Raw genomic sequence first — 22,406 nt, 5'->3', positions numbered from 1 at the left:
TAAATTGCCAGCCAACAAGCCCTAGTATTTCTATGGTCAAAATCGGTATAATGCTCGGCTTTCTGGGCCCTTCTTGCGTTAACCCATTGGATATTTAGCTCATGACCGCACGCGGAAATTTATTTATTGTGTCGGCGCCAAGTGGCGCAGGTAAATCCTCGTTGATTTCAGCCTTGCTTAAAGACAAGCCAGCCGACATGCAGGTTTCGGTATCTCATACCACCCGCGCACCACGCCCAGGTGAAGTTGATGGTCAACACTATCACTTCGTTAATGTTGAGCAATTCAAAGCCTTAATTGCTGAAAATGCCTTTTTTGAATGGGCAGAAGTGTTTGGCAATTACTATGGTACCTCGCGCCATGTGATCGAGCATACGCTCACCCAAGGTATCGATGTTTTCCTCGATATCGACTGGCAAGGTGCCGAACAAGTTAAAGCCGTGATGCCAGAAGCCGTTGGTGTGTTTATTCTACCACCCTCTAAAGCCGAGCTAGAGCGCCGCCTCACTGGTCGCGGACAAGACAGTAGCGATGTTATCGCCAGCCGTATGGCACAAGCCGTATCGGAAATGTCCCACTATAAAGAATATGATTTTATTATCGTCAACGACGATTTTGACACTGCCTTAGCCGATTTGCGTGCCATCATTCGCAGTCAGCGCTTAACAGGTGCTAGTCAGATCCACGCGCAAAATGATATGCTTCACGATCTGTTGGCAGGATAGCTGTCATAGTGTACAATTTTGCGTCATTTTTTCCCTAGATAAACTGGAGTTTCAACACATGGCTCGCGTAACTGTAGAAGACGCCGTAGAACAAATCGGCAACCGTTTTGATATGATCTTGGTTGCGGCGCGTCGTGCTCGCCAAATCGCCGTGCAGGGTAAAGACCCTATGGTTGAAGAGATGAACGACAAACCCACGGTTATCGCCCTGCGTGAAATCGAACTAGGTTTAGTTAATGCTCACACCTTAGATGCCGATGAGCGTCAAACGGTACGTGAACGTGAAGCCGCTGAAATTGCAGCGGTTGCAGCCATTGCTGAAGGTCGTTCATTATAGTTTTTGAGTAAAAACCTATTTAGGTAAAGGGAGAGCTGCCACTTGTATCTGTTTGAAGGTCTAAAGGAGTCTGCTTCCGGTTACTTAGAACCTGAACAGGTAGAATTGCTCAAGCAGGCGTACCAGATTGCGCGCGATGCCCACGAAGGGCAAATGCGCACGAGTGGCGAACCTTATATTACTCATCCGGTTGCGGTTGCCCGCATCCTTGCTGACATGCGTCTTGATCATGAGACGCTGATGGCAGCACTGCTCCACGACACTATCGAAGATACCCATGTCACCAAAGACGACTTAGCCGAACTATTCGGTGTCGCGGTGGCCGAACTCGTCGAAGGCGTGTCAAAACTCGATAAGCTTAAATTTCGCGACAAGAAAGAAGCCCAGGCTGAAAACTTCCGTAAAATGATGATGGCGATGACGCAGGATATCCGCGTTATCCTCATCAAGCTTGCCGATAGAACCCACAACATGCGTACCTTAGGCGCACTGCGTCCCGACAAACGTCGCCGTATCGCCCGCGAAACCTTAGAAATCTACGCGCCCATCGCTAACCGTCTTGGTATCCATAACATCAAGACAGAGTTAGAAGACTTAGGTTTCCAAGCTTATTATCCAATGCGATATCGGGTGCTTAAAGAAGTCGTTAAAGCCGCCCGTGGCAATCGCAAAGAATTGATCCAAGGCATCGAAGCCGCTGTGTATACGCGCTTAAACGATGCAGGTATTCCAGGGAAAGTTAAAGGTCGCGAGAAAAACCTCTACTCCATCTATAACAAGATGCAGAGTAAAGAGCTGCAATTCCAAGAAGTCATGGATATCTACGCCTTTAGGGTGATAGTCGATTCCATCGACACTTGTTATCGCGTACTCGGTGCCATGCACGGACTGTACAAACCTCGTCCCGGTCGTTTCAAAGATTATATCGCTATCCCCAAAGCCAACGGTTATCAGTCACTCCATACCTCTTTATTTGGTCCACACGGCGTGCCCGTTGAGATCCAAATTCGTACCGAAGATATGGATCAGATGGCCGACAAAGGGGTAGCTGCACACTGGGCCTACAAAGGCGGTGCGCAAACAGGCCAAGGCACGACGACTCAAGTGCGTGCCCGTAAGTGGATGCAAAGCTTGTTGGAATTACAACAAAGCGCCAGCACCTCATTCGAATTCGTTGAAAACGTGAAGACGGAACTCTTCCCTGAAGAGATTTATGTGTTCACCCCTGAAGGTCGCATTCTGGAATTACCCGTCAATGCCACCGCGGTAGACTTTGCCTACGAAGTGCATACGGACGTAGGTAATACTTGCGTCGGTGCCCGCGTTAACCGCCAAGCGTATCCGCTCAGCCAGCCGTTAATTTCAGGCCAAACAGTTGAAATCATTACCGCCAAAGGCGCCCGTCCTAATGCCGCTTGGCTGAACTTTGTGGTAACCGGTAAGGCCCGCGCTAAAATCCGCCAAGTGCTGAAAAGCCTTAAAGGTGATGATGCGATTGCACTCGGTCGCCGCCTGCTCAACCATGCGCTAGGCAAAACCAAACTCGACAGCATTGCGCCTGAGCAGATTGAAAAAGTGATCCGCGATACTAAACATACGACGCTCGATTCGCTGCTCGCCGATATCGGCCTTGGCAATGCCATGAGCATCGTTATCGCCCAGCGTTTGATTGGCGATAATCTTGAGAATCAAGAGAGTCGCGACGGCCACATGATGCCAATTCGTGGCGCCGAAGGCATGCTCGTTACCTTTGCTAACTGTTGCCGCCCAATTCCTGGTGATGCCGTGATTGCCCACGTGAGCCAAGGTAAGGGCTTAGTGGTACACATGGAAAACTGCGCCAATATTCGTGGTTATCAAGGCGAGCCAGACAAGTATATTCCCGTACAATGGGATAATGTTGAAGGCGTTGATTACCAAGCCAATCTGCGGGTGGAAATTGTTAACCACCAAGGTGCACTGGCGAAGATCACCTCGATCATTGCCGCCGAAGGTTCAAACATTCACAACCTCAGCACTGAAGAACGTGATGGTCGCGTGTATTTGATCAACCTGCGGATTTCGGTGAAAGACAGGATCCATTTAGCCAACGTGATGCGCCGAATTAGGGTACTGCCCGAAGTACTGCGCACGTCCCGTAATCGTTAATTAACTCAACACTAGAGAGAGCGTCATGGCAGAAAAAATCATCATAGCGACCGAAAACGCCCCAGCGGCCATAGGCACGTATTCACAAGCGGTTAAAGTCGGCAGCACAGTGTATTTATCTGGCCAGATCCCGCTCGTGCCAAGCACAATGCAAATTGTCAGCGATGATTTTGAAGCACAAGTCGTGCAAGTATTTAAAAACCTGACGGCAGTTTGTACTGCTGCGGGCGGTTCAATCAACGATATCGTTAAGCTCAACATCTTCCTGATTGATTTAAGCCACTTCGCTAAAGTGAATGAAATCATGAGCCGTTACTTCAGCCAGCCATACCCAGCCCGTGCTGCTATCGGCGTGAAGCAATTGCCGAAGGATTCTCAAGTTGAAATGGACGGCGTGATGGAGCTGTAAGCACTAGCATTTCACCTTCTATAAACGAAAAGGCGCTACGGCGCCTTTTTGTTGCCAACACAATCCAACCCCCCGCTCGCCACTCTCTTCATCTTGCTTTCATACCAATCACATTAAATATCTAATCAGTTCAGAGCCTCACAGGCATTTCAATCCAAGGCGCATTGACGCAGAAATGGTTATTCCCTTTTAAGTCAATGCAACACTGGAGTGGGATGCCTGTGTGACTCCCGAAGGGCGGCTGATGTTCACTACATGGCAACGCGCTTTATACTGCGTTTAAGGCTTTCGACAGAGCACCACTATGCCTTCAAGCCTTCGCCTTGTCTAAAGCGCGTTGAACTCCCGCTGAATGAACAGATATTTAATACGATTGGTATAACACTCAACTTGTAGGCTTTGCGCTCCATTCTCATATTTTACAATCTTGTAAACTATTTGCGCGAGCTCACAAAACTCGCCATACTGGGTACAGCCAAAAGAACAATAAATAACAGGGAATTGCCAATGGATACAGCGATTAAGACGCCAATTGAAATGCTGGCGCACTGGGCTAATACTCAGGGGGACCAAGTCTATTTACGCCAACCGATCAAGGGTCAATTCCTTGATTTTACTTGGGCTGAAGTTCAAGAAAAAGTTCAACAACTTGCCGGAGCCTTACATCACTTAGGCTTAGAGCGTGGTGATAAAATTGCCGTTCTCTCTAAAAACTGTGCCGAATGGTTTATCACCGACCTCGCGTTGATGCACGGCGGCTATGTCAGCGTACCTATTTACCCTACCGCCAACACAGATACTATTCGCTATGTGCTGCAACACAGTGGCGCAAAAGCCATTTTTCTCGGCAAACTTGACCATTGGGCTGACCAAGAGGCTGGTGTCGGCGGCGAGCTACTACGCCTTGCCATGCCTTATGATACGATGCCAGCACAATATCAATGGGAACAATTGCTTAAGCTAGGCTATCCCTTAGTTAACGCCCCGCTGCCTACTCCAGATCAAGTGATGACACTCATCTATACCTCTGGTTCGACTGGCCAACCTAAGGGCGCGATTCAAACCTTCGCCAGCTATGGCTGGACTTGCCAAGCGGTAGTGCGTGACCTGCGCACCGATGGCGACGATAGACTTTTATCCTATTTACCCTTAGCCCATATCACAGAGCGCGTTGCGATTGAAGGCTCATCCTTCTACTCAGGTAGTGTGGTGGCTTTCGTTGAAAGTCTCGACTCCTTCGTTGTCGATGTTCAACGAGCAAAACCAACGGTATTCTTCTCGGTACCACGGTTATGGAGCCTGTTTCAGAAAAACATCATCGACAAAATTGGGGTCAGTAAACTTAATCTATTGCTGAAAATCCCACTGCTTAGCAGCTTTGTGAAATACAAAATCCATAAGGGTTTAGGCTTGAACCATTGTCGTCTACTCGGCTCTGGCTCGGCGCCAATTCCACCATCACTGATCCACTGGTATCACAGTATTGGTCTTAATATCTGCGAAGCTTGGGGTATGACAGAAAACTGTGCCTATTCGATCATAAACTATCCTTTTGATGCGCGTAAAATTGGTACTGTTGGCCGCCCAGTTGAGGATTGCCAGATCCGCCAAGGCGAGGATGGTGAGCTACTGCTCAAGAGTCCGGGATTAATGACTGCTTATTATCTTCAGCCTGAAGCTACTGCAGCGGCCTTCGATGCTGATGGTTTCTTCCACACAGGCGATCTGTGCTCAATTGATGCCGATGGTTGTGTCACTATTACTGGCCGAGTGAAAGACAACTTTAAAACCGCCAAGGGCAAATATGTAGCGCCCGTGCCTATCGAACGTAAACTGGCACAGGATCCCCATGTTGAACTGATCTGCGTGATTGGCTCTGGTCTGCCACATCCCGTCGCACTAGTGCAGTTATCCGAAGGGGCAAATCTACAAGCCCGCGAAGAAGTCCGCACCTCACTCAAAGCGACACTCGATAGCGTTAATCCGCACTTAGAGTCACACGAACATGTCGATGCGATTGTCGTGGTCAGTGATCCTTGGACGATTGAGAATGATGCGCTCACACCTACCCTCAAAATCAAACGCCATGTGCTTGAAAAAGCCTTTAGCGAACGAGTTGACGGCATTCGTGGCGCCCAAGTCCGCTGGGAAGATGAATTAACTCAAAAATAACTAGGCCAAACAATCAGTTGGCGAGTATGGTCATCAGCTAAAACTAAGCACGCCTAGGGTGTGCTTTTTTATGACATATTCTGTCAAAATCCGATAAAACCACGTATCATGTGCGCCAGTCGGCCAAGGGGCAATTCCCTTGTACTTTTCCATTCAATATTAGGTTTAACAGAGTCTAACGATGCTAATTACACTATCGATTATTGGCGGTTTTATTATTTTAACCTTAGGCGCAGAAGCCCTAGTGCGTGGCGCGAGTTCAATCGCTCTACGTTTAGGTATTACGCCACTTATCATAGGCTTAACTATTGTAGCCTTTGGTACTAGCGCACCAGAACTGGCTGTAAGTGTAAAATCTGCTCTAGCAGGAAACAGCGGTATCGCCTTAGGTAACGTTATTGGCTCTAACATTGCTAACATAGGTTTGATTTTAGCCATCACGGCACTTATCCGCCCTATTCAAGTGCAATCTCAAGTCGTAAAGCGTGATATCCCTTTGATGATATTGGCTTCCATGTTGTTCTGGGCACTCTTGTTAGATGGCGAGCTCAGCCTAATTGACGGTGTGATATTGCTGTCACTACTGTTCGGTTATTTAGCCTTTAGTTACATCAGCTCGAAAAATGGTAATGAAGAGGAAGAGATTGAAGCAGGTCCAAATAATCCGCTACTTTCAGCCCTATTTATCTTAGTCGGTATTGGTATGTTAGTCGGTGGCGGTATTTTGTTTGTCAACGGCGCGGTAGATTTAGCCAAGACCTTCGGTATCAGTGAAGTCATTATCGGCTTAACGATCGTGGCGATTGGTACCAGTATGCCAGAGTTAGTAACTTCTGTTCTAGCGGCACTGAAAGGTCAGAGTGACATAGCCATAGGTAACGTTGTTGGTTCTAACATATTCAATATTTTGGGTATTTTAGGTATTACTGCAATAGTACAGCCAGTATCATCACTTGGCTTCCAACCCTTTGATTTCATCGTGATGTTGGCATTTGCCATCATGATTTTACCTTTCGCTTGGACAGGATTTCGTATTGGCCGCCGCGAAGGTTCAGTATTACTACTGTGCTACTTAGGTTACTTGGGCTACCTAATAAACCAAGCAAGCACCCAAGCTGTGGTATAACACTTAGCTGCTCATTTACGATAAAAAACACCGGAGCCTCTCCGGTGTTTTGCTCTCTAGATATTGTCCACTTTATTAATCACACACTTTCTTTAAAGCACACCTCATAAAAAATATAAGCACACAACTCAACTGATGACATTTGTCATGCCAAAGCCATGACCTTTGTGTCTGCACTTCTTCTATCGAATTTCTGATAATGAGCCCGTACCCAAAACATTGGGAAACTCACTCAATAAGGAAATACCATGAAAACATTACTCCTCGCCTCCAGCTTTGTGCTTATCAGTACTAACTCGTTTGCAGCAACGCCATCAAACACTAACATCACCAACGTAGACGCGGCCTCGAATGCGATGAATCTAACGCAATTACAACAACTGAGCGGTAGCACTCAAGATTATGATAAAGCCTATGCGAACTATCGCTTAGCCATCAGTGCCAATGTAATGGGGCAGAAAACACTCGCTAGCAGCGCACTGAGTGCAGCGCAAACCACATTAGAAGCACTCGAAACCAGCCCAGCGAATGCAGAATCCCTCGCGCTATTATCGTCGGTTTATGGCATGCAAATCGCCTTAGACAATAGCAAAGGTGCAACGCTCGGCATGAAATCCGCCAAGGCGATTGCCAGTGCCGAACAATTAGAACCACAAAATCCACGGGTAGCGCTTCTTAAAGCCATCGCCGCCTATAACACGCCAGCCATATTTGGCGGCAGCATGCAAAATGCTAAGACCTTAGCCACTACAGCCATAGAAAGATTCGCCCAGCCTTGCGACAACATTTGCTGGGGTGAAGCCGAAGCTTACACGTGGCGCGGGCTCGCTAAACAGGAATTAGGCGATAGCCAAGGCGCGATTGAAGATTGGCAACAAGCGATCAAAGTACAAGCAGATTATGGTTGGGCAAAATTTTTGCTTCAACAAAATCAGCAATTAAGTGCAAAATAGACAAAGTTGTTAACGGGGATCTATGGCGCTGACGATAGCGCCAATCCCTAAAAAGAATAAATTAAAACAGATGCCATCGGTGGGCATTCAACAACCAACTCAGTGACACAGAGGCATCATGATAAGCACTCCGCTTCAGCTCGAACGAAAACTTGCTTGGGTGTATTTGATAAACTTAGTGTTTTATCTGATCCCACTTGCCATTAATCCCTATCCAAGCTGGAAAATCGCCCTCAGTTTTGCCGTGTTAATCCCTTTTATTGCCAGTTATTTTTGGACCTATAAGTGCAATAGCCGTAGCGCCTATCTGCCCATTCTCATTATGGTGGCCATAGCAATAGCGATCACACCAATCAACCCAGGCTCTATCTCGCTATTTACCTTTGCCGCTTTCTTCATTGGCTTTTTTTATCCTCTCCGGACCTGTCTGTTGGCTATTGCAGCCCTCATCGGCCTGCTGTTTGCCCTCAATGAGATTTACCACTTTAACAGTTACTACTTTCCGCTTTACGGCTCGGGATTAGTGCTCGGCGTGGGCATGTTTGGTGTCGCCGAACGCAGACGTTATCGGCATAAATTGAAAGAACAGCAAAGTGCCCAAGAAATTACCACCTTGGCCACTATGCTTGAGCGTGAACGTATCGCGCGGGATCTACACGACATTATGGGGCATAGCCTATCTTCCATCGCCCTTAAGGCTGAGCTAGCCGAAAAGCTAATCGCAAAACAAGAATATGAACTCGCATCAACCCAATTGACTGAGCTAGGACAAATTGCGAGGGAAAGTTTAAGCCAGATCCGCCACACCGTGTCAGACTACAAACACAAGGGCCTAGAGAGTTGCGTGACGCAGCTTTGTAAATCCTTAAGGGATAAAGGCTTAAGTGTCGAGCTCAGTGGTGAGCTACCCAAGCTAGGTGCAACCACAGAAAGCCAACTGAGTTTGATCCTCACCGAACTTATTAATAATATTCTTCGCCATAGCGGTGCAAGTGAATGCTCTATCCACTTTTCTAAGCAATCAGACCGCCTGCTGCTCGAAGTCAAAGACAATGCCGTGGCCAAACCTTTTATAGAGGGTAATGGCCTCACTGGTATACGCGAGCGTCTCGACAGTTTAGGCGGCAGCTTGAGCTATAATCTCGAACAGGGATATAGATTTACCGTCAGTTTACCTTTGCAGGGAGCAACACATTAATGAAGATTTTATTGGCGGAAGATCAAGCTATGGTGCGAGGAGCACTCGCCGCACTCCTTACGCTTGCAGGGGGTTTTAGTATCACCCAAGCGAGTGACGGCGACGAAGCTCTAAGCTTACTCAAACAGCAAAGCTTTGATCTCTTGCTAACGGATATCGAAATGCCCGGCCGCACAGGCTTAGAGCTGGCTACATGGTTAAAGGAGCAACATAGCCAAACCAAGATAGTGGTCATTACCACCTTCGGCCGTGCAGGCTATATAAAACGTGCCATCGAAGCGGGTGTGGGCGGCTTTCTGCTTAAAGATGCGCCCTCGGAAACCTTAGTCAACGCGATTCAACAAGTGATGGCGGGAAAACGAGTGATCGATCCTGAACTTGCCATGATGGCGATTGGCGATGTCGACCCACTCAACGACAAAGAACGCCGCGCTCTTCGCCTCGCTAGCGAAGGCAAATCCACCTCCGACATCGCCGAAACTCTTTTTATCGCAGAAGGGACTGTTCGCAACTACCTCTCAGAAGCCATAGCCAAACTCAATGCCAGTAATCGAATCGATGCAGCCCGCATTGCCAAGCAAAAAGGCTGGTTGTAATAACACTCACAGTTAACCACGCTTTCAGCCTAACGATATCTTATCAACAATTTTGTGGTCTTAAGGCCACAGAAGGATATTAGCTATGCTTCCAAACAAAATTTGATAACACCCTAATTCCCCTTGAGATTGCCTTACGCTTATTCTCTGTTAATATATGTATAAATTCACAGTGATTGAGTGCTAACGACTTGCAGCAATTGGATCTTGTTCCGATCACCGACCTCAAAGGCGTCGCCAAAAAGGTCGCGGAGAAACTCGCAAAGCTCGGCATCACAACAGTACAAGATCTGCTGTTTCACTTACCCCTGCGCTACGAAGATAGAACCCAAATCTATCCCATTGCCGCCCTCAGCCTAGGCGGTTATGGCACTATAGAAGCTGAAATCCAATCGACACAAATCATCCAAGGCCGCAAGCGTATGCTGGTCTGCAATGTGCGCGACGATACGGGCAGCTTAAGCCTGCGCTTCTTTAACTTTTCCGTTGCTCAGCGTAATGCCATGCAAAATGGTTTGATGATCCGCGCCTATGGTGAAGTGCGCCGTGGTAGTCATCAAGCTGAGATAGTGCATCCAGAATATAAAGTCGTGTATCCCGGTGAAGATGTTCACCTAAGCGATACCCTAACGCCGATTTATCCCACAACTGAGGGCTTAAAACAGGCGAGTTGGCTAAAGCTGACGGAGCAAGCTTTGGTATTGCTGGAAGATGGCGGCTTAACTGAACTTCTGCCACCACAATTGCAACCTAACAACATCAGCCTTAAACAAGCGCTGCAGACGCTACATCGCCCTCCTGCGGGGATCTCTCAGTTCGATTTAGAGCTAGGTCAACACCCAGCCCAGCAACGACTCGTGCAGGAAGAGTTGCTCGCCCATAATCTCAGCATGCTACGCCTAAGGCAGCGCAGTAATTTAGATGCCGCGGTTACCATGCAGGCCACGGGGCAGTTGCTCAATCCTTTCCTCGCCGCTTTGCCCTTTAAACCGACTGGCGCCCAGCAAAGAGTCGTGGCTGATATAGGCAAAGATTTAGAAAAACCGCACCCTATGATGCGCTTAGTGCAAGGGGATGTTGGCTCTGGCAAAACCTTAGTCGCGGCGATGGCGGCATTACAAGCGATTGAAAACGGTTATCAAGTTGCCATGATGGCACCGACCGAGTTATTGGCCGAGCAACATGCAACTAACTTTGCCGCTTGGTTTGAGCCACTCGGACTTAAGGTAGGTTGGCTGGCGGGAAAACTTAAAGGCAAGGCCAGAACCCAATCCCTTGCGGATATTGAATCTGGCGCAGCCCAGATGGTAATTGGGACCCATGCCATCTTCCAGCAGCATGTAGTCTTTAGCAAACTCGCGTTAATTATTATCGATGAGCAACACAGATTCGGCGTACACCAACGCTTAGGCCTGCGGGAAAAGGGCGTGAACCAAGGTTTCCACCCGCATCAATTGATCATGACAGCCACACCTATTCCCCGCACGCTGGCGATGACGGCCTATGCAGATCTCGACACGTCCATTATCGATGAGCTGCCGCCGGGGCGAACTCCAGTGACCACTGTGGCGATTGCTGATTTACGCCGTAACGAAGTGCTTGAACGGGTCCGCAACGCTGTCATTAGCGACCAACGTCAGGCCTATTGGGTATGTACTCTGATTGAAGAATCCGAAGTGCTCGAATGCCAAGCCGCCGAAGACACAGCCGAAGAACTACGCCTCGCCCTGCCCGAGCTCAATATTGGCCTAGTGCATGGCAGATTGAAGAGCGCCGAGAAACAGCAAATCATGGCTGACTTTAAGGCAGGCATTATTCATCTACTGGTAGCGACAACCGTGATTGAAGTGGGCGTCGACGTGCCTAATGCCAGCCTGATGATCATTGAAAACCCTGAACGTTTAGGTCTAGCACAACTACATCAACTGCGCGGACGAGTCGGTCGAGGCGCCATCGCAAGCCATTGTGTGTTACTCTACAAGGCGCCGTTGAGCCATACCGCCACCCAAAGACTGAGTGTACTCAGACAAAGCAATGATGGTTTCATCATAGCGCAGAAAGATTTAGAAATTCGTGGCCCAGGTGAAGTGCTTGGCACTAAGCAGACGGGACTGGCTGAGCTCAAAATTGCCGATCTGGTGCGCGATCAAGCTTTGATCCCACACATTCAGAAATTAGCGAGCCATGTAATGGCGCAAGCCCCCGAAAAGGTCGATGCAATTATTTTACGTTGGCTCGGGCACAGGCAGCACTATGTGCAGGCTTAAGCCGTAAATATTAAAGGGTAAAGAACGAGGCGTAACATCTGCCTTTACTCGAAATAAATTGTTTATGTTCAGCTAAGCGCTATAGACAAGCGCATGGAAACTTGCAAAATGAACCTGCGGCCTTCAAATAGCCCGCTCTTGCACTTTAATGTTAGCTGCATGTATTCACCAAGTTACCTTGACACTCAAGCGAAGGATGTAAAATGCAAGTTAATCAAGATGATAGAATAACACCTCAAGAGACTTCTTCTAGCAGCAATCGCTTTGCGCTTTTTGCGATAGTGCTCGTCGTGCTACTTTCTGCCGGAGGATATTATTACTACAGCGGTGATTCTGACTCACCTAAACTCATTCCTAACGCCCCTATTGTATTGCCTGAAACACCGGCATCTGAACCTATGACGCTCGAAAGTGCGCCAGAGCCTGAAACCACAGAGACGACGCCTGCCGTTACAGAAACGAACATCAATAGCACTGAAACCACTGCAGTGGCAGAGCCTGAAGTTGTCGTAGAACCTGTGCCTGTGCTGGCTGAAAGTGATGCATTTGTGCAACAAAAAGCTCTCGCCATGATCAATAACAATGTGCTGAGTTCTTCGTTAGTGCAGCAAGATCTCGTCCGCCAATTTGTGGTATTCGTGGATAACCTAGCTCAGGGTGAATTAACCCGTAAAGTTAGCCCACTTAAAGGACCAGAGAAGCTGTTCTCAGTCTCAGAAATCACCAACAAAGTGTATTTAAATCCTGAGGGTTTCCACAGATACGATGCCTATGTTGACTCGATTGCCAAAATGGACGAACAGAGCTTAATCACAACTTACAAGCAACTGACGCCGCTCCTAGAGGAAGCCTTTACCGAACTCGGCTACAGCAACGCCAAATTTAACGACAGAATGCTGCAAGCGATTAAAATGTTACTCGCAGCACCTATTATTGAAGATCCGATTGAGCTGAATTCAATTAGCGTTAACTATCAATTCGTTGACCCTAACTTAGAGGCACTACCCAGTGCACAAAAACTGTTGATCCGTATGGGTCCAGAAAATACTCGCAAGTTGAAAGTAGCGCTGCGTAAAATCGAGAATCAATTGTCGCAATAGGTTATCAAGCTCATGCCAAAAGGCGCTCAGTGCGCCTTTTTTCATTTTAACCTGTAAGTTAAAGCGTCTGCACAATCAGATAGCCACTGCGATATTTGTTATTCAATGTCGAATAAGTGCTGTAAATCACAGCACTTGATCCCATTCCGTTAACCCGCACAATGCAAATGGCTTCATAAAAAGAAAGGGCATAGTGTAGAATGACCACGCTGTAGAGGGCATTTCGAGCGTCATTCTTCTAACGCGTATACTCCTCACTATGGTATGGCAATGGTATGGCAATCCATTAATGTTCTAACTTAGTTAGGGATAACTAAGACAGCTTAAATTTAGTGTCGAGGCAAAGTAGTGCAACTAACATTCAGCATTCTCTCTTGGGGCGCTTGGGCCCCCCAATATCAGCACCATCAAAGTTGGCAAACTTGGTGCGAGAGTTCGGCTGAGCTCAATCTCGATACGCCACCACAGTCGGATACCACCGCTCCCGCACTCAAACAAATTCCCGCCATGCAGCGCCGCCGTTTTAGTCGCTTGACTAAGATGATGTTAGAGGTGAGTTTTCAGTGCGAAATGCCTGCAAATTGTCGCTCTATTTTTGCCTCGCGCCATGGAGAGTTGCAGCGCACCATTGGCCTGCTCGAAGACATTATCGCCAAACAGCCCTTATCGCCCTTAGGTTTTAGTCAGTCGGTGCACAACACCGCCAGCGGTATTTTTGGCATATTGGCGGCCAATACCGCGCCTTCAACCTCAGTTGCGGCGGGCACAGAAACTCTGTCCCAAGCTATGGTCGAAGCCTTCGCCCAATTACATCAATCGCCAGAACCATTGTTATTGGTCTTCGGTGATGATCCAGTGCCTCCTGTGTACGATGAGTTTACCCAAGAATTTGAATTACCTTTGGCCCTAGGCCTACAGCTCGCGCCCTTCGATACACCCGCTTCGGCCAAGCTCACGGTGAGCCGCATTTCTAAGGCAACAGCTTTAAATCCGCTGACCTATGGTGCATTTATCCACGCCCTAGCAACGGCGCAAAATATTTCAGGCTGCTTATCCCAATGGCATTGGAGACTTGAGCATGTTTGATGCAGCCCACAGCCATGACGCCGCCAAGGATCATCAAGATTCAATACTCAATGCCGCTTATACCTTGCCGGAAACTCGCCGCGAAGGGCTGAATTATGTGCCACGTTGGCTAGGCGGTGTAAGTTGTTATATCGCCTTTGGCTTAGGCGGCTTATTAAGCTCCTTGACCATTCTGCCGCTACTGCGTTTTTGGCCAGGCACACCAGAGGCGCGGATTATTCGGGTACAAAAGGCCGTGCATTTAATGTTCAAAGGCTTTGTCGCCATGCTCACTTGGGCAGGTGTGATTAAGGTCAGCAGCCACGATGCCCAAAAATTACATGATGCCAGAGGCGTTATCGTCATTGCCAACCACCCCAGTTTAGTCGATGTGGTGGTATTGATAAGTCTCATGCCCAATGCGGGCTGCATAGTCAAACAAGCTTTGTGGCGTAATCCATTTTTGCGGGGTGTGGTGTCCTGCGCGGGTTATATTCCCAATCGCGGCGCCGAACTCATGCTAGAGGATTGCCGCGAAGTGCTCGCAAGAGGCACCAATTTAATTATCTTCCCCGAGGGCACGCGTACGGTGGTCGGTGCGACCATTAACCACTTTGCCCGCGGCGCTGCCAATATCGCCTTAAGAGCCGAAGCGGATATTTTACCTGTGGTGCTACGTACCAATGTGCGTGGTTTGACAAAGGAGCAACCTTGGTATGAAATCCCAAGGCAAACCATGGGAATGGCCGTTGAAATCGGCACAATCGTTTCTTACCAGAAGTACCAAGCGGCTTTAGGTGAGCATGCAAAAATGGCCCGGCAGCTGACGCGGGATCTTGAACATTACTATAAACAACAACTCGAAAATAATTATGAACTTAAACAATGAAATAAAGCAGTTAATCATCGACTGTCTCGATCTAGAAGACGTCAGCATTGATGATATTGAAACCGATGCGCCGCTATTTGGCGAAGGTTTAGGCTTAGATTCTATCGACGCCCTCGAGCTCGGCTTAGCCATCAAGAAAAAATTTGATGTCAAAATCGAAGCCAATTCGGATGCCACTAAGGCCCATTTTCACAGTGTTGCCAGCTTAGCTCGCTTTATCGAATCACAGCGTCCATAGGAGAGGAATATGCAAAATCGTGAACAAATCCTCGCTATGCTGACCACTATTTTAGTGGACGAATTCGAAATTGATGCCGAGGCGATTACGCCTGAGGCCAACCTGTATGAAGAGCTCGATCTCGACAGCATTGATGCAGTCGACTTAGTGATAAAACTGCAGCAACTGACAGGTAAAAAGATCCAACCCGATGAATTTAAATCAGTTCGCACAATCAACGATGTGATTAATGCTATCGAAGGTTTAGTTAAAACCTAATGCGAGCCTTGCTACAGGTCTTAACCGCCCTAACTTTGCTGGCCTACCCCGTTGCCGTGTATTTAGGGCTCAGTTACTTGCCTGCTGGCACCATAGCGCTCGTGCTGTGTTTATTGCTGATAGTGCGGCTAATGCTTCAAAAGCAAAGGGTTAAGACATTAGTTTTACCACTATTGGTGGGGATTGTGCTCACGGCAGGCAGTTATCTTGCCAAGCGAAGTGACTGGCTGCTGTATTACCCAGTAGTGATAAATCTCACTATGCTGGCGCTGTTCAGTTATTCACTGCACACTGGCCCTAGCATGATCGAACGTTTAGCCCGTTTGAAAGAACCCGATTTACCGGATGAAGCCACTGGGTATCTAAAAAAAGTCACGCTACTTTGGTGCGGCTTATTTATCTTCAATGGCATTATGGCGGCTTACACCGCTGGCTTTACTAGCTTAGCAACCTGGACCTTGTATAACGGTTTGATTGCATACGTACTCATGGGACTGCTCCTCGGTGGGGAATGGTTATATCGCAGCTTTTGGTTGAAGAAAACATGACACAGCTACTCAAAAACTGGTTAACCCAAGGGCCCTTTGCCCAACAACTGATCAGCTTTAATCACCACGACATAGTCACAGGTGCATTATTTACCAATCAGGTGGCGTATTTTTATGAGCAACTGCTGGCGGCGCCAGAGAAAAAATGGCTGCTCGCGAGTGATACCAGCGATCTGTTTGCTGTCGGTTTATGTGCGGCGCTGTTAGCAGGCAAGGAAATTATCTTACCAGCCAACACCCAAACAGGCACGCTGAGCGAGTTAACCCACCAGTTTGAAGGCATATTGTCGGATAAGCCATTGTGTGAAAGTCAGGCCTTTATTCTACTGAGAAAAGAGCTGAGCCTGCCGAGCAAGCCTTGGCCGGCGAGCGAGGCTATCGGTGAACTTGTGCTATTTACCTCCGGCAGCAGTGGCGAACCTAAGGCGATCCGTAAAACACTTCAGCAATTAGACGTTGAAGTCTCAGTGCTCGAACATACCTTTGCCGAACATTTACCCCATTGTAGTGTGGTTTCAACGGTTTCCCACCAGCATATCTATGGCCTGTTATTCAAGATTTTGTGGCCACTCGCCGCCAGTCGGCCGTTTTTAAGCGAGCAGATTGAATACCCAGAAACCTTAAGCTATTACACTGCCTTACTGCCAAACCTGTGTTTGATCAGTAGCCCTGCCCAGTTATCGCGTTTACCTAAGGCCTTAGAGCACGAGCGGCAGCTGCGCTCACCGAGCTTAGTGTTTAGCTCCGGCGGGCCATTAAGTTTTGCGGCGGCTCAGGGGATCAGCCAATGCTATGGTCACTTGCCCATCGAAATTTTTGGTAGCACAGAAACGGGCGGCATCGCCTATCGCCGTCAGCATGAGGCCGATGAACCTTGGCAAGTGTTTGACAGAATATCGATAGATCAAGATCCTAGCGACGGAGCCTTACTACTTAAATCGCCCTATTTGGCCGACGATGAATGGCTGCGCTGCGAAGATAAAATCGAACCGACCGAAAATGGCCAGTTTAGACTCAAGGGCCGACTCGATCGCATCGTTAAGATTGAAGAAAAACGTCTATCACTGGCACAAATGGAAACGCTGTTAGGCAGCCATGCCTATGTTGAGCAAGCCGCACTTGTCGTATTGCCGCAGTTTAAATCCCAACTGGGCGCGGTCGTGACCCTCTCCGCACTTGGCCGCAGCGTGCATCAAGAGCAGGGAAAACTCAGTATCAACAATGCGTTAAAAGCACATTTACTGACGCAATTTGAGCGAGTCACCCTGCCACGCCGCTGGCGTTATCCCGATATTTTACCGCTTAACACTCAGGGTAAGCGTGTCACGGCCCAGTTAGTCGAGTTATTTGATCATGATTAAATCGAGTTTACCGCCGATCCTGCATTCCAATATCGGCATGGATAATATTGAATTACGTTTGTTAGTGGCGGCCGACCTTGAATCTTTTAAGGGACATTTTCCCGAGCAAGCCGTGCTACCGGGCGTGACACAATTAGATTGGGCGGTGCGTTTAGGCTGCCAATATTTCGGCTATTGCGAAGCCGTAGCCAACTTAGAAGTGCTTAAGTTTCAGCAACTCATACTGCCGGGGCAAGAAGTCACCTTAAGCATTAGCAACAATGCGGCTAAGGGAAAACTCACCTTCGCCTATAGCGATGGTGAAAACCGCTACGCGTCAGGTCGTATTGCCTTCGATATCTCGCCAGTTAACAGCAGCGATGGGGCGAGCCAGTGCTAACACCTCCCAGCGACTTAGTTGAGTCGGCGCCCATTAAGCTCGCCTTAGTGCTCCCCAATTACAATCACAGTGCCGCAATTGCCCAGACCTTGGCCGAACTCGCCCAATTTAATCTGCCCTGTTATTTGATTGATGATGGCAGCAATGACGAAACCCGTTATCTACTGCAATCCTTAGCCCAAACCTATCCTTGGGTGACTTTGCTGCTGCATCCTTACAACCGTGGTAAAGGCGCTGCTGTGATGACGGGCCTACGCCGAGCCTACCGCGATGGCTTTAGTCATGCACTGCAGGTCGATGCCGATGGTCAACACAATCTAGCCGATATTCCAGCTATGGTAGCAAGGGTGCAGGCTAAACCCGATGCACTGATTTCAGGCAAACCCGAGTACGATGAATCCGTGCCTAAGGGCAGGCTCTATGGCCGTTATATCACCCATTTTTGGGTGTGGGTCGAAACATTAAGCTTTGATATTAAAGATTCTATGTGTGGCTTTCGCGTTTATCCCCTCGCCGCCACCGAGCGATTACTGTGCCAGCAAGCATTAACGGAACGAATGGATTTTGATATTGAAATCCTCGTCAAACTCTACTGGCAAGGGGTGGAAATTTTATTCCAGCCGACTAAGGTGATTTATCCCGAAGGTGGTGTTAGTCACTTTCAAGGTGTGGCCGACAATGTGCGCATCACTAAACTGCATACCAAGTTGTTTTTCGGCATGCTCAAACGCTTGCCTTGGCTATTGAAGCGTAAATCACAGCAACAAGCCGCGCAAAACTCCCATTGCTCGTCAGCAACATCATCAACTACAGCCACCCATTGGTCGGGCATGAAGGAGCGCGGCAGTTACTGGGGCATCAAACTGTTAGCCGAGAGCTATCGTATTGGCGGCCATTGGTTGTGCCGCGCCATCATGTATCCGGTGATTTGCTATTTCTTTCTCACGGGCAAAGTCACCCGCGAAGCCTCGTTAGATTTCCTGCGCCGCGTGCAAACGCTTGAGCCGCAACATCCTAAGCTGAATCAGCCTGTAGGCTGGCGCGATTGCCTGAATCACTTTTTAGCCTTTGGAAATGCCGCACTCGATAGAATCGATGCCTGGTGCGATCGCATCCAATTGAGCCAAGTGGATTTCCCCGATCGCCAAGTGCTGGCCGACCAGCTCGAAAGCGGCAAAGGCGCCGTGTTATTGGTGTCTCACCTTGGCAATTTAGAACTCTGCCGCGCCATTTCAATCCACCAGCGCAAAGTCAAAGTGAATGTCATGGTGTTAACGAGCCATTCTGAAAATTTTAACAAGGTAATCAAGCAGTTAAACCATGAGAGCACGCTTAATCTTATTCAAGTGACCGAGCTTAACCCCGCGACGTCTATGCTGTTGCAGCAAAAAATAGAAGACGGTGAACTGGTGGTGATCGCGGGCGATAGAACCTCGCCGAATACCCAAGGTCGCGTCATGTACGCGCCCTTTATGGGCCAAGATGCAGCGTTTCCTCAAGGGCCGTTTATTTTGGCCGGCTTACTCGATTGCCCTGTATTTTTAATGTTTTGCCTGCGGGAACAGGGCCGTTATCGGGTGCATTTAGAGCACTTCGCCGAAACACTTAAAGGCCCAAGGGCGGGCAGAATGGACAGATTACAGCAGGCGGTAAATCGCTACAGCGAACGCTTAGAATACTTTGCCAGACGCGAGCCTTTGCAATGGTTTAACTTCTTCGATTTTTGGCGTAAAGACAGCGAGTTAGAACGCGTATCAGCCAATTCAGTACAAGCCGATGCTGTAACGGCAGAGTCAACATCACCGCAGATCCCACAGCAGGATCATAAGACAGACAGGACTAGTCATTCATGAGCCACACCCAAGCCGCCGACTCAAAGAATCAATCAGACTTAAAGACTGTTGAGTTCGGCCGTAAATTTCTTACATTAGAACAAGTGGTTGCCGTCGCCAAGGGCGCACCAGTCAAGCTCTGTGATGATGCGGATTATCAAGAATATATCCAAAAAGGTGCGCGCTTTATCGATAGTCTGCTGCACGAAGAAGGCGTGGTTTATGGTGTAACAACTGGTTATGGCGACTCTTGCACAGTCAATGTGAGCTTAGATCTGGTCCACGAATTGCCACTGCATTTAACCCGCTTCCACGGCTGCGGTTTAGGCGAGACCTTAAGCATAATGCAGGCCCGCGCTGTGATGGCTTGCCGTTTAAACTCCTTAGCCATTGGCAAATCTGGCGTGACCTATGAGCTATTAAAGCGCATCGAAACCTTGCTCAATCTCAACATAGTCCCTGTAATCCCAGAAGAAGGTTCGGTCGGTGCCAGCGGTGACTTAACACCGCTGTCGTATTTGGCCGCCGTGTTAGTCGGTGAGCGCGAAGTAATCTACCAAGGTGAACGCCAAGCGACTCAAGATGTCTACGCTAAGCTCAACATCACCCCGCACGTACTGAGGCCAAAAGAAGGCTTAGCCCTGATGAACGGCACGGCTGTAATGACGGCCTTGGCCTGTTTAGCCTTCGATCGCGCCCAATATCTTGCCCGCTTAAGTAGCCGCATTACCGCTATGGCTTCGTTAACGTTAAAAGGTAACTCGAACCATTTTGATGAAATCTTATTTGCCGCTAAACCGCATCCGGGGCAAAACCAAATCGCCACTTGGATACGGGAAGATTTAAATCACCACGAACATCCGCGCAATTCGGACAGGCTGCAGGACAGATATTCCATCCGCTGCGCACCGCACATTATCGGCGTGTTGCAAGATGCGCTGCCGTTTATGCGTCAGTTTATCGAAACCGAAGTCAACAGCGCCAACGACAACCCGATTGTCGACGGCGAAGGCGAGCATATTCTCCACGGTGGCCATTTTTACGGCGGCCATATCGCCTTTGCGATGGATTCGCTGAAAAATACTGTGGCTAACTTAGCCGATCTTATCGATCGCCAAATGGCACTGGTAATGGACCCTAAGTTTAATAATGGCTTACCCGCTAACTTATCCGGCTCAACCGGCCCGCGCCGCGCGATTAATCATGGCTTTAAAGCGGTGCAAATTGGGGTATCGGCGTGGACAGCAGAAGCGCTCAAGCACACTATGCCCGCCAGCGTATTCTCACGCTCGACCGAATGCCACAACCAAGACAAGGTGAGCATGGGCACTATTGCCGCCCGCGACTGTATGCGCGTGCTGCAATTGACCGAACAAGTCGCGGCGGCAGCATTGCTCGCCATGACCCAAGGTATTGGTTTACGTATCGCCCAAAATGAACTGGACGAAGCCTCGCTCACACCTTCATTGGCGAAAACCCTCGCCCAAGTGCGCGGTGATTTTGAGACCTTAATTGAAGATAGGCCGCTTGAAGCCGTGCTGCGCCAAACCATAGCTAAAATCCAAGCGGGCGAATGGGAAGTGTGCAGATGAAATCATTGCTCACTATCGATATGGAAATGCAAATCCCCTTCCACGATGTGGATTCCATGGGGATCACTTGGCATGGCAATTACCTGCGTTATTTCGAGATTGCTCGCTGCAAACTGCTCGATGAGTTGGGCTACAACTACCGCCAAATGCAAGCATCTAACTATGCGTGGCCAATTATCGATTTGCAGATTAAATACGTCAAAGCCAGCACCTTCGAGCAAAAAATCACAGTCCGCGCCGAGTTAGTCGAGTGGGAAAACCGCTTAAAAATCAATTATCAAATCCGCGACGTTGAAACGGGTGCGCGCATCACTAAGGGTTATACCATTCAAGCGGCGGTCGATATGTGCACCCAAGAATTGTGTTTTGTCACCCCAGAGGTGTTCCGTGACAAAATCGCCACCCTGCTCGCTAAGGTTGAAGACTAATGAACTCAGTACTAGCCAAGAGCTCTGCGTTGACGAAGAATCCTGTGCTGGCGAAGTGTGCATTACTCCTCTGCCTTGCTTGCGGCTTGGCTTGTGCTTTGATAACCCTGCCACTCAAAGCAGAAACCTTAGCTGAGCCCGGTGTTTATCAAGCGCTCTTTAGCCAAAATGCGGATACCGCGCAGCTTGTCGCCCTGAGCCAAAAGCTTAACTTGGGCGAAACGGTGCGAGGCCAGTTTGTGCAATCTCGGCAGTTAAAGGTGCTCAAAAAGCCGTTAATCAGCCAAGGGCAGTTTATCTTCGATCAGACCCAAGGGCTGATCTGGCAACAGATAAAGCCCTTCGAATCCCTGCTGATTTTAAAAGATAAGCAGCTTATTCAGCGCGATAGCCAAGGTCGAGTCCAAGTCAGCAAGGCCGATGCCTCGGCGAGCGCAGCCGCTATGGGGGATTTATTGCCCAGCCTAGTGCGCGCTATGCTCGGCGGTGATATTTCCGGTTTAAGCGAAAACTTCGAGCTGCACTTCCTCATCGCAGAAGGCTTGAGCACAGACGGTCAATGGCAATTAGGCCTAACGCCCAAAGATCCCTTAATGAAAAAAGCCATCGCCAATATGGTGTTAGAAGGTAGCGATGTGTTGCAATCCTTAGTGCTGCTGAGCGCCGCGCCGAATGTGACACCACAGGATATGACCCGCATCGACTTTAGTGCGCTTTCACAAGGTAAACTCAGCGAAGCCGAATTAGCGCAGTATGCTGTGGCGATAGAGGCGAATAAACCTTAA

General features: G+C 48.7%; 22 protein-coding genes. All 22 read left to right on the top strand.

Translation table 11 applies throughout. The annotated features are described in order from the left end of the window. The first annotated feature begins 101 nt into the window (after positions 1 to 101). Positions 102 to 725 (top strand): guanylate kinase, encoded by a 624-nt coding sequence (gene gmk, locus KFE26_RS09905; RefSeq protein ID WP_105251162.1) that lies wholly within the window; start codon positions 102 to 104, stop codon positions 723 to 725. A 58-nt stretch (positions 726 to 783) separates the two neighbouring features. Then, a complete protein-coding gene (rpoZ, locus tag KFE26_RS09900) occupies positions 784 to 1,062 on the top strand; it encodes a DNA-directed RNA polymerase subunit omega (protein ID WP_007651394.1) in 279 nt (92 codons plus the stop codon). A gap of 42 nt (positions 1,063 to 1,104) precedes the next feature. Beyond that, positions 1,105 to 3,210, top strand: a complete 2,106-nt coding sequence (gene spoT / locus KFE26_RS09895) for a bifunctional GTP diphosphokinase/guanosine-3',5'-bis pyrophosphate 3'-pyrophosphohydrolase (RefSeq protein ID WP_105251161.1) — start codon at positions 1,105 to 1,107, stop codon at positions 3,208 to 3,210. A gap of 25 nt (positions 3,211 to 3,235) precedes the next feature. Further along, positions 3,236 to 3,619, top strand: a complete 384-nt coding sequence (locus KFE26_RS09890; protein WP_212600294.1) for a RidA family protein — start codon at positions 3,236 to 3,238, stop codon at positions 3,617 to 3,619. Positions 3,620 to 4,126: 507 nt separating this feature from the next. Continuing rightward, positions 4,127 to 5,791, top strand: coding sequence for an AMP-binding protein (locus KFE26_RS09885; protein ID WP_212600293.1), 1,665 nt, complete (start codon positions 4,127 to 4,129; stop codon positions 5,789 to 5,791). Between the two features lie 181 nt (positions 5,792 to 5,972). Next, positions 5,973 to 6,917, top strand: coding sequence for a calcium/sodium antiporter (locus KFE26_RS09880; protein ID WP_105251158.1), 945 nt, complete (start codon positions 5,973 to 5,975; stop codon positions 6,915 to 6,917). A gap of 248 nt (positions 6,918 to 7,165) precedes the next feature. Next, positions 7,166 to 7,870, top strand: a complete 705-nt coding sequence (locus KFE26_RS09875; protein WP_212600292.1) for a hypothetical protein — start codon at positions 7,166 to 7,168, stop codon at positions 7,868 to 7,870. A 118-nt stretch (positions 7,871 to 7,988) separates the two neighbouring features. Continuing rightward, complete coding sequence (locus KFE26_RS09870; RefSeq protein ID WP_212600291.1) at positions 7,989 to 9,068, top strand: sensor histidine kinase; 1,080 nt, start codon at positions 7,989 to 7,991, stop codon at positions 9,066 to 9,068. Continuing rightward, the gene (locus tag KFE26_RS09865) at positions 9,068 to 9,664 is read left to right on the top strand and encodes a DNA-binding response regulator (RefSeq protein ID WP_113941110.1); all 597 of its coding nucleotides are present in this window, start codon (positions 9,068 to 9,070) and stop codon (positions 9,662 to 9,664) included. The genes KFE26_RS09870 and KFE26_RS09865 overlap by 1 nt, the downstream gene beginning before the upstream one ends. Positions 9,665 to 9,855: 191 nt before the next feature. Next, positions 9,856 to 11,931 (top strand): ATP-dependent DNA helicase RecG, encoded by a 2,076-nt coding sequence (gene recG, locus KFE26_RS09860; protein ID WP_212600290.1) that lies wholly within the window; start codon positions 9,856 to 9,858, stop codon positions 11,929 to 11,931. Positions 11,932 to 12,134: 203 nt separating this feature from the next. After that, entirely contained in the window at positions 12,135 to 13,031 is an 897-nt protein-coding gene (locus tag KFE26_RS09855; RefSeq protein WP_212600289.1) for a DUF3014 domain-containing protein, read from the top strand. A gap of 348 nt (positions 13,032 to 13,379) precedes the next feature. Beyond that, positions 13,380 to 14,117: a beta-ketoacyl synthase chain length factor gene (locus KFE26_RS09850; RefSeq protein WP_212600288.1), complete on the top strand. Its 738-nt coding sequence runs from the start codon at positions 13,380 to 13,382 to the stop codon at positions 14,115 to 14,117. Next, positions 14,110 to 14,985 (top strand): 1-acyl-sn-glycerol-3-phosphate acyltransferase, encoded by an 876-nt coding sequence (locus KFE26_RS09845; RefSeq protein ID WP_212600287.1) that lies wholly within the window; start codon positions 14,110 to 14,112, stop codon positions 14,983 to 14,985. The genes KFE26_RS09850 and KFE26_RS09845 overlap by 8 nt, the downstream gene beginning before the upstream one ends. Then, on the top strand, positions 14,969 to 15,223 hold the full coding sequence (locus tag KFE26_RS09840) for a phosphopantetheine-binding protein (RefSeq protein ID WP_011787697.1): 255 nt from the start codon (positions 14,969 to 14,971) through the stop codon (positions 15,221 to 15,223). The genes KFE26_RS09845 and KFE26_RS09840 overlap by 17 nt, the downstream gene beginning before the upstream one ends. Positions 15,224 to 15,232: 9 nt before the next feature. Beyond that, complete coding sequence (locus KFE26_RS09835) at positions 15,233 to 15,481, top strand: acyl carrier protein (RefSeq protein WP_011787696.1); 249 nt, start codon at positions 15,233 to 15,235, stop codon at positions 15,479 to 15,481. Then, complete coding sequence (locus KFE26_RS09830) at positions 15,481 to 16,029, top strand: hypothetical protein (RefSeq protein WP_212600286.1); 549 nt, start codon at positions 15,481 to 15,483, stop codon at positions 16,027 to 16,029. Before KFE26_RS09835 ends, KFE26_RS09830 begins: the two co-directional genes overlap by 1 nt. Further along, a complete protein-coding gene (locus KFE26_RS09825; protein ID WP_113941116.1) occupies positions 16,026 to 17,390 on the top strand; it encodes an AMP-binding protein in 1,365 nt (454 codons plus the stop codon). Before KFE26_RS09830 ends, KFE26_RS09825 begins: the two co-directional genes overlap by 4 nt. Beyond that, positions 17,383 to 17,769: a thioester dehydrase gene (locus KFE26_RS09820; protein ID WP_173242763.1), complete on the top strand. Its 387-nt coding sequence runs from the start codon at positions 17,383 to 17,385 to the stop codon at positions 17,767 to 17,769. Before KFE26_RS09825 ends, KFE26_RS09820 begins: the two co-directional genes overlap by 8 nt. Beyond that, positions 17,763 to 19,622 carry a glycosyltransferase gene (locus KFE26_RS09815; protein WP_212600285.1) on the top strand — a complete coding sequence of 620 codons (1,860 nt, stop codon included), beginning with the start codon at positions 17,763 to 17,765 and terminating at the stop codon, positions 19,620 to 19,622. The genes KFE26_RS09820 and KFE26_RS09815 overlap by 7 nt, the downstream gene beginning before the upstream one ends. Beyond that, complete coding sequence (gene hutH / locus KFE26_RS09810; RefSeq protein WP_212600284.1) at positions 19,619 to 21,193, top strand: histidine ammonia-lyase; 1,575 nt, start codon at positions 19,619 to 19,621, stop codon at positions 21,191 to 21,193. Before KFE26_RS09815 ends, hutH begins: the two co-directional genes overlap by 4 nt. Then, on the top strand, positions 21,190 to 21,621 hold the full coding sequence (locus KFE26_RS09805; protein WP_212600283.1) for a thioesterase family protein: 432 nt from the start codon (positions 21,190 to 21,192) through the stop codon (positions 21,619 to 21,621). The genes hutH and KFE26_RS09805 overlap by 4 nt, the downstream gene beginning before the upstream one ends. After that, positions 21,621 to 22,406 carry an outer membrane lipoprotein carrier protein LolA gene (locus tag KFE26_RS09800; RefSeq protein ID WP_212600282.1) on the top strand — a complete coding sequence of 262 codons (786 nt, stop codon included), beginning with the start codon at positions 21,621 to 21,623 and terminating at the stop codon, positions 22,404 to 22,406. The genes KFE26_RS09805 and KFE26_RS09800 overlap by 1 nt, the downstream gene beginning before the upstream one ends.

The sequence above is a fragment of the Shewanella sp. M16 genome (assembly GCF_018224605.1).
In the GTDB taxonomy this organism is placed as follows: Bacteria; Pseudomonadota; Gammaproteobacteria; order Enterobacterales; family Shewanellaceae; genus Shewanella; species Shewanella oncorhynchi.
Note: the sequence above shows the minus strand (reverse complement) of the source record. Positions and strands in the feature narration are given on the sequence as shown.

Bases quoted from the DNA above. Each gene is read 5' to 3' on its own strand.
- KFE26_RS09875 (WP_212600292.1), top strand. From the start codon at position 7,166: ATGAAAACATTACTCCTCGCCTCCAGCTTTGTGCTTATCAGTACTAAC.
- KFE26_RS09885 (WP_212600293.1), top strand. From the start codon at position 4,127: ATGGATACAGCGATTAAGACGCCAATTGAAATGCTGGCGCACTGGGCT.
- KFE26_RS09865 (WP_113941110.1), top strand. From the start codon at position 9,068: ATGAAGATTTTATTGGCGGAAGATCAAGCTATGGTGCGAGGAGCACTC.
- KFE26_RS09805 (WP_212600283.1), top strand. From the start codon at position 21,190: ATGAAATCATTGCTCACTATCGATATGGAAATGCAAATCCCCTTCCAC.
- KFE26_RS09840 (WP_011787697.1), top strand. From the start codon at position 14,969: ATGAACTTAAACAATGAAATAAAGCAGTTAATCATCGACTGTCTCGAT.
- KFE26_RS09820 (WP_173242763.1), top strand. From the start codon at position 17,383: ATGATTAAATCGAGTTTACCGCCGATCCTGCATTCCAATATCGGCATG.
- KFE26_RS09890 (WP_212600294.1), top strand. From the start codon at position 3,236: ATGGCAGAAAAAATCATCATAGCGACCGAAAACGCCCCAGCGGCCATA.
- KFE26_RS09800 (WP_212600282.1), top strand. From the start codon at position 21,621: ATGAACTCAGTACTAGCCAAGAGCTCTGCGTTGACGAAGAATCCTGTG.
- hutH (WP_212600284.1), top strand. From the start codon at position 19,619: ATGAGCCACACCCAAGCCGCCGACTCAAAGAATCAATCAGACTTAAAG.
- gmk (WP_105251162.1), top strand. From the start codon at position 102: ATGACCGCACGCGGAAATTTATTTATTGTGTCGGCGCCAAGTGGCGCA.
- KFE26_RS09870 (WP_212600291.1), top strand. From the start codon at position 7,989: ATGATAAGCACTCCGCTTCAGCTCGAACGAAAACTTGCTTGGGTGTAT.
- rpoZ (WP_007651394.1), top strand. From the start codon at position 784: ATGGCTCGCGTAACTGTAGAAGACGCCGTAGAACAAATCGGCAACCGT.
- KFE26_RS09835 (WP_011787696.1), top strand. From the start codon at position 15,233: ATGCAAAATCGTGAACAAATCCTCGCTATGCTGACCACTATTTTAGTG.
- KFE26_RS09825 (WP_113941116.1), top strand. From the start codon at position 16,026: ATGACACAGCTACTCAAAAACTGGTTAACCCAAGGGCCCTTTGCCCAA.
- KFE26_RS09830 (WP_212600286.1), top strand. From the start codon at position 15,481: ATGCGAGCCTTGCTACAGGTCTTAACCGCCCTAACTTTGCTGGCCTAC.
- KFE26_RS09855 (WP_212600289.1), top strand. From the start codon at position 12,135: ATGCAAGTTAATCAAGATGATAGAATAACACCTCAAGAGACTTCTTCT.
- KFE26_RS09845 (WP_212600287.1), top strand. From the start codon at position 14,110: ATGTTTGATGCAGCCCACAGCCATGACGCCGCCAAGGATCATCAAGAT.
- KFE26_RS09880 (WP_105251158.1), top strand. From the start codon at position 5,973: ATGCTAATTACACTATCGATTATTGGCGGTTTTATTATTTTAACCTTA.